Consider the following 12,915-nt stretch of genomic DNA (forward strand, 5'->3'; position numbering starts at 1 on the left):
ACTTATCTCAAATTAAACTTATCTCAAAAAAAGGATTACATTTTAATGAACACACAACATTTTATCGGGCATCAAGTCGGGGAAACAGCACGATATTTACAAATGTTTTTTGTTAATGAATTAAAAACCTATCAACTTAGCTTTGAGCAAGGGGTGATTCTCCTTATAGTATCAGAAAATCCACAAACCTGCATCAGTCAGATTGCCAAAGGACTAAATAAAAATAAAGCAACCATTTCTCGTGAAGTCAATTCTCTTGTTAAAAAAGGATTCTGTATTAAAAATCAAACATCTAGCAATCAACGCACTCTATCCCTTATTCTTACTGCAAGTGGTAAAGAAGCTGCTTCATATATCAAAGAAATAGTTAAAAAAACAGAAGAATTACTCCTTGCTCAATGCTCTAAAGAAGAGATTGAAGTTTGCTTTAATGTGCTCCACCGCATACGTCTCACACTACAATCAAGCTCTAAAAAGTATAAATTAACGGGGGGGGGGGCAGATTCTATTTCCTTAAAATGCAATAATTAGCCCAAAAACCACCGCCAATAAATAAAGGCAAAAATTGGAACAGCTATAAATCCTACAAGGCTTAACACAAAACCAAAACGCACCATATCCCAAGTTTTGATATTTCCCTTTGCAAACACAATCGCATTAGGTGGCGTAGATATAGGTATCATAAAGGAAAAACTTGCACAAATAGTAATCGCAAGCATCGTAATTGTAGGCTCTTTTCCCTCTAAAAATGATTGCGTAGCGGTATAAACAATAGGCAATAAAATTGCAATGAGTGCCGTAGTATTTAAAAAACCTGTAGCAATGAGTGCAAAAAGACAAGCCAAAAACAAAAAGAATATAAAAGGCAGTCCCGAAAATTGTGCGAAAAAACCTTCAAATGCTCCACCAAGTTCTGATTGTGAAAAAGCAGTAGCAATACAAAATCCTGCTCCAAACAAAAATATGAGTTCATAGGGAATTGATTTAGAATCGTCCCAATCTAAAAACCCAAGCTTTGGCACAAACATTAAAAGCCCAAAAGCAAGCAAAATGACATTTTCATTTAAACCCAAGCCATCATAAAAAGGCTTAATAGGAGAATTAAGAAAAAGCAAGATAAGTAATGCACTAATAAAAAAGAGTAGTCTCTTATGCGCTGGGGTAATTTGCACATCATCAAAAGCACTGATTTCTAGCTCATATTCTCCGATTTTATAAGAAAGGATATAAATCATCGCATAGAGCATAAGGCAAGTAAGTGGTGCCATCATAAAAATCCAAGTTGTAAAACTTATGCCATCAAATCCCATTTTTTCCAAGAATCCTAAAAATATTAAATTAGGTGGCGAACCAATGGGTGTAGTGATGCCACTAATACTTGCACCAAAAGCTACGGCAAGCAAAAAACGCATTTTTAAAGAATACTCTTGTGTGATAGAAAGAGCTATGGGAAGGAGCAAAATAGCGGTTGTAGAATTTGAAAGTGCTGTGCCAAGCACACAAGCAGCAAGTCCGAGTGCTGAGATAATGCCCTTTGGCGTATTAGGAAAAAGCCCTAAGAATTTTTTAGCAATCACTTTATGTAAGCCTATTTTTTCTGTTGCAGTGGCAAGCATAAAACCACCCAAAAACAGATAAATGATAGGGTTTGCATAATTTGCAGTAGCACTTTTAGTATCTAAAATTCCAAAAATTGGAAATAAAATAATAGGCAAAAGTGATACAACACCCAAAGGCAAAGCTTTATTTGTCCAAAGCGTAACAAGTAAAGCAATAATGCCAAGAAGTGCGGAAACCTTAAAAGAAGCATCTAAATAAAAATGTGCCAAAGATGCAGCTAAAATACCTAATACAAGAGCTATAAGCATACCAACTATGGTTTTGTATCCTATACTTTTTCTTTGTGCCGCTCGTGTAAAATGAGTATAGATTCTATGTGCTTTGGCTCTTCTATACGCTTTCAAATGCGTATTACTGCGGTTTTTTGTGGGTTGCGAAACACTATCTTGATTTTGTGAATTTTTATTATCTTGCTCTTTGTTATACAAATTTTCTTGGGATTCTAAAACTTCTGGAACAGATTTTTTAGATGAAATCTTTTTTTGTGTATGTGTATTTTGAATAGAATCTGCGTGAGTTATTTTATTTGTTTTGTGCGTAGATACTGCCTTATTTTTTGATTCCCTATCTTTTTTTGCTTTTTTAGGAGCTACCTCTAAAGGCTGAATCTCTGCTTTCTCTGGTGTATTTGCGGGTTGTAATGTTTGTGATTTTCGCACTGCAGGTGTCCTTCACTCAAATTGATGAGAATCTAAAATGCTAAATACATTAAGCAAAAATAGATAAAAATAAGGCGAAATTCTAGCATAAAAGCATTAAATTTCTTTTAGGATTTTTACTACAACAATACTCCAATTTGTGATAGAGATTCTATGAGAAACTCAAGCTTAAGAATCTTATATACATATAGGGGGTATATGTATTATTTACTCTTTTTTATTACAATCATATATTTTTATTCCAAAGGCTATGATATGAATCCCACACATCATAATGAAGCACAATGTTGCCACGATACACATCATCACGAGCAGTCCCCTCACAACCATATTCATTATGGTGAAGTATTCCTTATAGCTAGTCTCATAGCCATTTTTGTGGTATGCCTACTCTTTATCTATACACCATCTCTAGCCACATTACCTTTTGTCTCTGAAATTACACTTGCAGTGCTTTTTGTGGTGTATTTGTGTGCAGGGAAGCCTATGTTTTCTACCTTCTGGCACAACTGCAAAAATAAAGTCTTTTTTGATGAACACACATTAATGCTTTTTGCCACAATCGCAGCGTGGTGCATTGGTGAAGCAAGTGAAGCAGTGGCGGTTTTGCTTTTTTTTCGTGTTGGGGAATTTTTAGAATCTCTTGCTGTGCAAAGGTCGCAAAACTCTATCAGTGCGTTACTACAAGTCATTCCTGATATTGCCCACAAAAAAGAAAATCACACCCTTATAGATTTACACCCACAATCCCTAGAAATAGGCGATACACTCATTATCAAAGTTGGTGAAAAAATCCCCACTGATAGTGTGATTCTCAAAGGTAAAAGCTATATTGATATGCGCTCAATCAATGGAGAGAGTGTGCCTGTAAGTGTTAAAGAAGGAGATTCCCTTATGGCTGGAGCTATTAATACAAGTGCTATGCTTGAAGTGCGTGTAGAAAGGCTCTTTACAGATTCTCACATCGCTAAAATTGCTAAACTTACACAAGAAGCAAGCAAAAATAAAGCGAAAACACAAAAAATCATTACCTCATTTGCACGCGTCTATACGCCTATTATTTTTATTCTTTCTTTATGTGTTGCTCTTATTCCACCGCTTTTTAATGGAGAATGGCACGAATGGATATATCGCTCACTTGTTGTGATGATGGTAAGCTGCCCTTGTGCGCTTGTCATTGCTGTGCCTCTAGGATATTTTGTGGCTATTGGACGAGCAAGTAAAGAAGGTGTGCTTTGCAAAGGTGCTATCCATCTTGAAACGCTCTGCAAAGTGAAAAATATTATTTTTGATAAAACAGGCACTCTCACACGTGGAAGTTTTGAAATACTCAAAATTATCCCAAATAAAGGCTACACAGAGCAGAATCTACTTGAGCTTGCTGCAATTGCAGAGCAAAACTCAAACCACCCCATTGCAACTTGTATCAAAAATCACCTCAATATTGCAGCACATATAGAATCTTATGAAGAAATAAGTGGAAAAGGCGTGGTGCTTATGTGCGATAGGGGAGAGATTATCATCGGTAATGCCACACTTTTACAAGAAAGAAATATTGCTTTTGAGACACAAAATAGTGCATATACAATTATCTATATTGCTCATAATGGTGTATATGCAGGATATATACTTATTGGCGATACGCTTAAAGAACATATCAAAGAAGATTTGCAAAGCCTACAAAAATATGGCATAGCACATTTTGCGATTCTGAGCGGAGACAATCAAAGCAGCGTGGATTATGTAGCAAAAGAGTTAGGAATAACTCACGCTTATGGTCATCTCCTCCCTGCACAAAAAGAACAAAAACTCATCGAACTTATGGGACAATGGCAAGGAAAAAGCGCGTTTGTAGGCGATGGCATTAATGATTCTATTGTGCTTAGGCGAAGTGATGTAGGCATTAGTATCAATACAGGTGAGCAAGGCAATGATATTAGCAAAGAAAGTGCAGATATTATTTTGCAACATCATTCACTGCAGGGGCTTATATCAGCCTTTAAGATTGCATTTCATACACACAGACTTACTTGGCAAAATATTAGCTTTGCACTTATAAGCAAACTTTTTATTATTATTTTAGGTATCGTAGGTATTGCAAATATGTGGCTTGCAGTATTTGGCGATGTAGGCATAGCTCTTTTAGCTCTATTAAATGCTATGCGCCCACCAAAAGGAAAAGCACGTGAGAAAATAGAGAATTAAAAACACAGAGGATTATAAATAAGTAAGCCAAATATATTAAATTCTCTCGTAGTGCATTGCCCCTTGAGAGTATCTTAAAAACTACTTACTAGGTGGCAATAAGACGAAATTATCCCTCCTGCCCTGATTTCTTCTTTTTTCTCTTATCAAATAATATTCACTATTTTGCGTTTCACAAACACTCGCGCATCTCTCATCATTAAAATTTGTATCTTGCACAAGCACAAGAGCAATATTTTCTTGTGGATTTTGTGAATCTTGTGATTGGGTGACTAAGTAAGTCTCATCTGTGTTATCTTTACTTGCTATACTTTCTGTCTCATCTGTTGTTTCTACATTGACTACAATCTCATTTTCTTGCACTTCATTTGTATTTGTTGCATTTGCTAACGCCCCTACTGCATTGTCTTTACCTATTTCATTTACAATCTTACCAAATCTCACTTCAGTGGCTTCAATTATGCTTGAATTTGGATGCACTTCTATAGATTCATTATTTTTATTTACATAACATACAATAGGCTTCATATTTTTTTGGATATGCGTATTCTTTGTAAGCGCATAAATCGCTTTTTTATCTGTATTCATAGATTCTATTGTATCATACGCACCAATAAGATAATGATACATTGGTTTAGAACCTTGCTCACTCACCAAAACTATATAAGGATACTTTTCAATCTGTGCGAGAATATCCTGCGACATTTCCCCTCTGTATGCAGCAACTTGATAATAGTAGCCCTCCTTAGCATAAGGAGCAATAGACATAAAATCTTCTTTGATACTACTTTTGTCTGATTCCGTAGCCTTTTCTACTAGAATCTCCTTTGTAGTAGATTCTCCTTGCGAGGATTGTGAAGCCACCGCACAAGAAGCCATAAAAAACACGATGAGGATTAAAAGCATAATACATATCACATTGTGCCTTACAAAGCGTATAAATAAATATATAGATAATAGATAGCTAAGAAAGATACGAACGGGAGGCAAAATCGATATATGAAACATTAGAATCCTTCGCATAAGATTTAAAGATATATCGGCATTATCAGCAAAAACCTACATCCATTCTAGAATCTTACTGACCTCATTTGCCTCAAAACATTTTAAACCACTAGGTGTATTGCTTGGCTTTTTGGCAAGTATCACCTTTTGGAATCCATAGCTTTCAAGCTCCTTTAAACGCACATCAATATTACTTACCTCGCGTATATCACCTACAAGTGATACTTCACCCACAAAAGCAGTTTTGGCATTAAGAGGACGATTGCGAAAACTTGAAACAATGCTTGCAATCACAGCTAAATCTGCACTTGGCTCATTAATCTTAATCCCACCTGCAACATTCACAAACACATCATATCGCCCTAAAGGCAATTCAAGCTTGCGTTCTAGCAAGGCAAGAAGCATATTGAGGCGATTTGTATCAAAGCCTGTGCAAGAGCGTTTGGGATAGCCTGATTCGCTCACTAAGGCTTGTATTTCAATCACAAGCGCACGACTTCCTTCAAGTATAACAGCAATGGCACTACCAGCTTGTGCGCTTCTTTGCGTAAAGAATAGTCGTGAGACATTTTTTGCACTCACCAAACCATTTTCTTTCATCTCAAAAATCCCTATTTCACTCGTGCTACCAAAACGATTTTTGAATCCTCTTAACATTCTTAACTCTCTACTTGGGTCGCCTTCAAAATACAGCACACAATCTACCATATGCTCTAAAACTCTCGGTCCTGCTATTGCGCCATCTTTTGTGATATGTCCAATAATGAAAATGCTGATATTACGCTCCTTGGCAAGACGCATAAGTGCAAAAGTTACTTCCCTCACTTGGGAAACAGAGCCAGGTGCAGAAGTTATCTCAGGTGAATAAATAGTTTGTATAGAATCTATTACACATATACTATATGGACGCTCATTGAGAGAATTTGTAATGAGATTAAGGTCAATTTCATTAAGTAAAAATAATGTCTCGCTCATCGCATTAAGTCTGTGAGCACGCATTTTAATCTGCCCTGCACTCTCTTCACCACTTACATAAAGAATCTGCTTTTGTCCTTTGGTAGCAAGATTCCCAGCGATTTTAAGCAAAAGTGTGGATTTACCCACACCCGGACTACCACCGATAAGATATAAACCGCCCGGCACAATGCCTCCACCTAGCACAATATCAAACTCTTCTTCATAAGAGCTAAAATACACAATCTCCTCAAGATGCACTTGCGTAATAGGAGTGGCTTTGCTAGGAGTTTGTGTAAGCTGTTTTTTTATTTCTATTTGATGCTCTTTAAGCTCAACTAATGCGTCCCAACTCCCGCAATTACTACATTTTCCAAGCCATTTTGCACTCTGCCAACCACAAAATTGACATTCAAAAATCGTATGCTTTTTTGCCAAAACAATTATCCCTCAAAAATGCTTTCAAGCATTACTCTCACATAATCTTTAGCATCAAAGACACTTAAATCATCTGCCTTTTCACCTACACCAATATAGCAAATAGGAATTTTTAACTCGCTCACAATACTAAAAACAGCCCCTCCCTTGCTTGTGCCATCAAGCTTAGTCATAATAATGCCATCAAATTGAATGATTTGTGAGAATGCGCGAGCTTGGTTGATAGCTGAACTTCCCTGTGTGCCATCAAGCACAAGAAACTTGCGTAAAGGCAAATCTCCCAATGCTTTCTGACTCACACGCACAATCTTTGCAAGCTCATTGTTTAAATTTGTATGATTATGCAATCTCCCAGCGGTATCTATATAAAGCTCATCAATCCCTCGCGCTAACGCAGCATTAATACTATCAAAAGCTACCGCGCTTGGGTCGTGCATATGTTGTGTGCTAATCACAGGGATATTTAATCTCTCACCCCAAAGCTTAATTTGTTCAATTGCTGCAGCACGAAAGGTATCTCCTGCAGCTAACATTACTTTTTTACCACTATCTTGAGCAAGTTTAGCAAGTTTGGCAATGCTTGTCGTCTTACCTGCACCATTGACACCGACAATAAGTGTTACAAGTGGCTTGACATCTGCAAATGTATCTTTGAGTTCTTGTTGTGAATGTGCAGATTCTAGTCTTGCTAAAAGCTCCTTTTGCAATGCCTCACGCGAAATATAAGCAGGAAGGTTATCAAGGATAGATTCTACAAGCTCATAATCTACATCACATTCTATAAGTATATCCTCAAGCTGCTCTTTAGTATATTTATCCTTTTTTGAACCCAAAAGTGCAGTGAGGTGCTGTGTAGTTTTTTGTAACGTCTTGGCTAAATTAGCAATCATTGCATATCTTTTGATTCTTGTGAATCTTCTGTGGGCTGAATAATATTTTGCTCATCTTCTTCTTGAGATTCGGACGAAAATGTTTGCATTTCATCTTGTGCTTTTGCATCAAGCTGGTCCTGAATCTGATACCTTATATCAACCTCTATCATTTCTTCTGGCACAAGTCCTACATAGTCTATAACCTTTTCACCCTGCTTATCGTAAAGTGAAATATAGCTATGTTTTTCATCTTTATCAAGGAAACTTAACAGATTTTTATTATCCACTGAAGCATAGAGCTTAAAACGTGGATTGATTTTATCAATCTCTTTTTGCAAAAATTCCAGCTCATCTTTTGGACTAATAGCAATAATAGAAATAAATTCTTGATACTTATTATGTAAATCAAGAATATGCAAAAGCTCATCTTGACACTCTTGACAATTTTTAGAAAGGAAAAAAAGGAGTGTCGGACGCGCAATAGGGCTTTTAAAAATGCTTTGGTCCTCATTTGTTTTAAAACGTAAAGATTCATTTTGAGTGTTAATAACCTCAATACTTAGAATCTTATCCTTGCTTCCACCCTCAAAGCCAAATATGTCTTTATCCTTCTCGCCATCATCGCTACACGCTTGAAAAATCCCACATATCATCGCAGCAGCTATGAAAAATTTTGCAAGATTCAAATACGCACTCAAAATCCGCATCGCTTTCATAATATTTCTCCATTTATGCTATGTTTAAGGTATCATTATATCTAAAAAAAGGATTAACAATTACCAAACAAGAATTTAGATTCTCTGCAAAATCTCGACTAAATCACTGCTTCACACACGCGCCTTTTGCCTATAAGGCACTCAACAAGGCTCTACTTTATCATTTAATGCAAAAAAAATATAAAAATGTGCTTGTTTATATGCCTTTTGGTAACGAAGTAAATATTATGCCCCTTATTAGCAATCTGCGCAAAAAAAAATATCGCGTTTTGATTCCATTTATACAAGAATTTAGTTTTAAAATGATACCATTACGAATGCCATTGCATAAAAATGCTTTTGGTATTTATGAATCAAACAATTCTCATTTTAATTTAATCAAAGTTGATGCCGTAATTATCCCTGTTTTGGGTATTGATAAACATTTTAGGCGAATAGGTTTTGGGAGGGGTATGTATGATAGGTTTATGTCTTCTCTCAAAAATAAGGTTGATATTATTTTTGTAGCACAAAGTCCTAACTATGTGCCAAAAGTAATCACACAAAATTATGATGTGCAGGGAGATTACTTTTATACGCCATCAGCTTTGTGCGTAAGGAAGCGCAATGGAAATATGGTATGTGATAGGAAGTATAATCTTTGGATTATTGGTCGGAGTGAGCGTATATATCATCACTAAAAAAATATACCAATCTCATTCTCAAACTATTATTGAGCAAGCAAAGGCTAAAGCCAAAGCAATTGAATATGAGGCAAAAAAACTTCTTCAAGAACATCAAATGACGATTAAAGAAGAAGAATTGTATTTAAAGCAGCACTATGAACAAGAACGCGATAAATTAGTAAGAAAATATGATACAAAATCTGCCCATCTTCAGAAAGAAATGCAAGAAATTGCAGAGCTTAAAGCAAAAGTTTTGCGCTCACAAACCGAGCTTAATAAACTCATAAATGAAAACAAACACAACAAAAAAGAAATGTTGCAGATTCTCTCAAAATATACTCGAATGAGCAGAGAGGAAGCAACAAGCATTTTACTTTCTCATCTTGAAGAAGAACTTTGCGACCAAAAAGCATATCTCATTCGCCATTACGAGCGAGAAGCGCAGCAGGAAGCAAAAAGAAAAGCAAATTACATCTTGGCTCAAGCAACTACACGCTATGCCGGAGAATTTGCAAATGAGCGGTTAATCAATTCAGTCCAACTCCCTAACGATGAATTTAAATCACGCATTATAGGCAAAGATGGACGCAACATTAAAACTTTAGAAACTATTAGTGGTGTTGATGTAATTATTGACGATATGCCTTGTAGCATTACTTTAAGTAGCTTCAATCTCTATCGTCGCGCTATTGCCACAAAAATGATTGAGAATCTTGTAGAAGATGGACGGATTCAACCTGCACGCATCGAAGAAATGTATGAACGTGTCAAAAACGAAATGGACGAACAAATACGACAAGATGGCGAGGATGTTGTGCTTGATATGGAACTTGGCTATATGCATCCGGAATTAAAATTTTTGCTTGGTAAAATGCGTTATCGTGCTTCATTTGGACAAAATGCACTCGGACATTCTCTTGAAGTAGCAAAACTTGCAGCTATTATTGCCGGTGAGCTAGGTGGTGATGAAAAACTTGCTAGACGCGCAGGGATTCTACACGATATTGGTAAAGCTTTGACACAAGAACTAGGTGGTAATCACGTGGATTTAGGGGTAGAAGTCTGCACTCGCTATAACGAGCACCCTGTGGTGATTAATGCCATTAGAGCACATCACGGATATGAAGAAATTCGGAGCATAGAATGCGCTGCTGTATGTGCTGCCGATGCACTTTCTGCTGCGCGTCCGGGCGCACGAAGAGAAGCGGTGGAAAACTTCCTCAAAAGAGTGCAAGACATTGAACGTATCGCTATGGATAAAATTGGCGTCAAGCAAGCTTATGCTATTAATGCAGGGCGTGAAGTGCGTGTTATCGCACGAGCAGATTTGGTGAGCGATGATCAAAGTGTCGTTCTTGCACGAGATATTGCAAGAGAAATAGAATCCACTCTACAATATCCGGGTGAAGTCAAAGTGAGCGTGATACGAGAAACAAGGGCGATTGATTTTGCGCGATAGTTTGCACGAAAAAATCATTATTTTTAGCAAAATTCTTTTTTAAGATTCTAAAATTTTCTTTTATTTTAGAATCTTTGCATATTTTCATTGAGATTCTTATCTTTCACAAGGTCGCCTTCATAGCGAATTTTTAACATATAAAATACGCCTATAAGAAGCAATAAACCCATACTAAAAGCTAAAATCGTGCTTTGGAAATATGAAACCACAACAAAACTTATTGCCGCACATACAGCAGAAATTGTTGCGTAGGGAAACTGCGTAATAAAATGACTCTGCACAGAACAGCCAGCACCTACAGCAGAGAGAATAGTCGTATCTGAAATAGGTGAAGTATGGTCCCCATAAACCGCACCAGAGAGAATTGCCGAAAGTGCCAAAAACATACTCGATTCAGCTGCACCAGTCTGAATTGTAATTTCCATACCAATGGGCAACATAATAGCAAATGTTCCCCAACTCGTGCCTGTGCAAAAGGCAATAAATGCCGAGATAAAAAACAAAAATACCGGCATAAAAATCAAATATTCCGCACTTATCATATCTTTTGCCACACTTGCAAGATATATACCTGTTTGTATATGCTCTTTAATCACAGGACCAATCGCCCACGCAAGGCTAAGAATAAGAATTGCCCCAAACATACTTTTTGCCCCATACCAAAAAATCTCACCATATTTTTTAGATTCTATAGTGTTCAAACTAAATAAAAGTGTAATAATAAGCGCAAAAAGTCCCCCACAAAAAAGTGCAAATGGTGTGTCTGTATGTGCAAGCATCACAATAAAATTAGCCTCTCCACTTGCCTTATATCCACTATAAAAAATCATAAAACAGATTCCCACAATAAGAGCAGCAATAGGCACAATAAGATACAAAATAGCATTTTTATGTGAATAAGATGTATGCGTTGATGAATCATCTTTCATATCTACATTAATATTATGACGCATAGTAGGCAAATTTATTCGCCAAAAAATCGTCAAAACAACAGCTACAAGTGCAAAGAATGCGTAAAAATTATTTGGTATGCTTTGCAAGAGCACCATAAATGGCTCATCAATATTCTGCTTTGATAAAAGCCCGATATTATATGCTCCCCAGCTTGAAAGTGGCACAAGAATACAAATAGGAGCTGATGTAGAATCAATAATATATGCTAAACGCTCACGACTTGAATGATAGCTATCATTGAGCGGACGCGCAATTTGTCCAACACTTAGGGCATTAAAATAATCATCAATAAAAATCACTACCCCTGCTATAAATGCCAAAAACTCTGAACCTCTTGTGGAACGAATATGTTTTTTTGCTCACTTGACAAATGCGTCAATCGCTCCACTATACAAAATAAGTTGTGTAATCACACCAAGAATAATTAAAAATATAAAGATATATGCACTATCCCAATTAATTCCATTATCATAAAATACGCTTATTATAGACTTAAAAATAAAGCTTAAAGACTGAACATCTAATCCATAAAGCATTATGCCACTTAAACAAATACCCATAAAAAGCGACAAAACTACGCGGCGAGTAAGCACAACCATAAATACGACAAAAAGAGGGACAACAAGACTTAACGCCGAATGAGCAAACCCGTAGTCTTCCACAATATATCCTTAAAAATTGAAGTTTCAAGAAGTAAAGCAGTTTGATTAAATCTTTCTAGGTTATGGTGCCGAAGGTCGGACTCGAACCGACACAGAGTTGCCCCTACTAGATTTTGAGTCTAGCGCGTCTACCAGTTTCACCACTCCGGCACATATAATGGTATTAATATACCAAGATTTTAAAAGCTTGGATTCTAAAAGCTTGATTGAAATATAAAAATGAAGTATGGTGCGCTGAGCGAGACTTGAACTCGCACGGGTTGCCCCGCCACCCCCTCAAGATGGTGTGTCTACCAATTCCACCACCAGCGCATTTCTCCTCGCAAAGAGGAGAAATCTTTTATTTAATAAAAGGATTTGCGTAAAGAGCAATAAGTGCCAAAACCAATGTATAAATAACTTGTGCCTCAATCAAAGCCAAAGCAATAAACATTGTTCCGAGCAATTTACCACTAATACCAGGATTGCGTGCTGTTCCTGAAATCGTAGCAGCAGCAGCGTGTCCCATACCGATTGCTCCACCAAGTGCAGCAATACCTAAACCGATAACAGCTCCAGCAACTGAATATGACCGAATCATATCAACGCCACTTACTTCTGCTCCGAAAGCAAAACCTACCATACCTAAACACAAAAGAGCTAGAAATTTCATCTTGCACCTCACTTTTTTTCTCAAAGTCTGTTCGGATCTATCCCCTACTAGATA

General features: G+C 36.8%; 10 protein-coding genes, 2 tRNA genes and 1 pseudogene. 4 read left to right on the forward strand and 9 right to left on the reverse strand.

Annotation, left to right across the window (positions count from 1 at the left end):
- Nucleotides 1-45 precede the first annotated feature (45 nt).
- The gene (locus LS65_RS03650; protein WP_034361680.1) at nucleotides 46-531 is read left to right on the forward strand and encodes a MarR family winged helix-turn-helix transcriptional regulator; all 486 of its coding nucleotides are present in this window, start codon (nucleotides 46-48) and stop codon (nucleotides 529-531) included.
- Here the strand turns inward: LS65_RS03650 and LS65_RS03655 are convergent.
- Nucleotides 528-1,931 (reverse strand): SLC13 family permease, encoded by a 1,404-nt coding sequence (locus LS65_RS03655; protein WP_337954961.1) that lies wholly within the window; start codon nucleotides 1,929-1,931, stop codon nucleotides 528-530. The genes LS65_RS03650 and LS65_RS03655 overlap by 4 nt on opposite strands.
- 546 nt (nucleotides 1,932-2,477) lie before the next feature.
- On the opposite strand from LS65_RS03655, the gene LS65_RS03660 reads away from it, so the two are divergent.
- A complete protein-coding gene (locus LS65_RS03660) occupies nucleotides 2,478-4,484 on the forward strand; it encodes a heavy metal translocating P-type ATPase (protein ID WP_236096613.1) in 2,007 nt (668 codons plus the stop codon).
- Nucleotides 4,485-4,565: 81 nt separating this feature from the next.
- Here LS65_RS03660 and LS65_RS03665 read toward each other — a convergent pair whose 3' ends face one another.
- The 4 genes from LS65_RS03665 to LS65_RS03680 form a co-directional block, all read right to left on the reverse strand.
- Entirely contained in the window at nucleotides 4,566-5,402 is an 837-nt protein-coding gene (locus LS65_RS03665; protein ID WP_138129755.1) for an SPOR domain-containing protein, read from the reverse strand.
- 141 nt (nucleotides 5,403-5,543) lie between these two features.
- Nucleotides 5,544-6,881, reverse strand: a complete 1,338-nt coding sequence (gene radA / locus LS65_RS03670) for a DNA repair protein RadA (RefSeq protein WP_034361673.1) — start codon at nucleotides 6,879-6,881, stop codon at nucleotides 5,544-5,546.
- Nucleotides 6,882-6,886: 5 nt separating this feature from the next.
- Nucleotides 6,887-7,771 (reverse strand): signal recognition particle-docking protein FtsY, encoded by an 885-nt coding sequence (gene ftsY, locus LS65_RS03675; protein ID WP_034361670.1) that lies wholly within the window; start codon nucleotides 7,769-7,771, stop codon nucleotides 6,887-6,889.
- Nucleotides 7,768-8,469, reverse strand: coding sequence for a TlpA family protein disulfide reductase (locus tag LS65_RS03680; protein WP_034361667.1), 702 nt, complete (start codon nucleotides 8,467-8,469; stop codon nucleotides 7,768-7,770). The genes ftsY and LS65_RS03680 overlap by 4 nt, the downstream gene beginning before the upstream one ends.
- 20 nt (nucleotides 8,470-8,489) lie before the next feature.
- On the opposite strand from LS65_RS03680, the gene LS65_RS03685 reads away from it, so the two are divergent.
- Nucleotides 8,490-9,149 (forward strand): 5-formyltetrahydrofolate cyclo-ligase, encoded by a 660-nt coding sequence (locus LS65_RS03685; protein ID WP_034361666.1) that lies wholly within the window; start codon nucleotides 8,490-8,492, stop codon nucleotides 9,147-9,149.
- Nucleotides 9,091-10,593: a ribonuclease Y gene (gene rny / locus LS65_RS03690; protein ID WP_034362087.1), complete on the forward strand. Its 1,503-nt coding sequence runs from the start codon at nucleotides 9,091-9,093 to the stop codon at nucleotides 10,591-10,593. Before LS65_RS03685 ends, rny begins: the two co-directional genes overlap by 59 nt.
- A 65-nt stretch (nucleotides 10,594-10,658) precedes the next feature.
- Here rny and LS65_RS03695 read toward each other — a convergent pair.
- The 4 genes and pseudogenes from LS65_RS03695 to LS65_RS03710 all read right to left on the reverse strand — a co-directional run bounded on the left by LS65_RS03695 (nucleotide 10,659) and on the right by LS65_RS03710 (nucleotide 12,861).
- A pseudogene (locus LS65_RS03695) lies at nucleotides 10,659-12,146 on the reverse strand (Na+/H+ antiporter NhaC family protein).
- Nucleotides 12,147-12,272: 126 nt separating this feature from the next.
- A tRNA-Leu gene (locus LS65_RS03700) sits at nucleotides 12,273-12,359 on the reverse strand.
- A 77-nt stretch (nucleotides 12,360-12,436) separates the two neighbouring features.
- Nucleotides 12,437-12,521: transfer RNA gene (locus LS65_RS03705), tRNA-Leu, on the reverse strand.
- Nucleotides 12,522-12,549: 28 nt separating this feature from the next.
- Entirely contained in the window at nucleotides 12,550-12,861 is a 312-nt protein-coding gene (locus LS65_RS03710; protein ID WP_034361663.1) for a F0F1 ATP synthase subunit C, read from the reverse strand.
- Between the last annotated feature and the right edge of the window lie 54 nt (nucleotides 12,862-12,915).

This window comes from Helicobacter japonicus (genome assembly GCF_000762845.2).
GTDB classification, from domain to species: Bacteria; Campylobacterota; Campylobacteria; order Campylobacterales; family Helicobacteraceae; genus Helicobacter_C; species Helicobacter_C japonicus.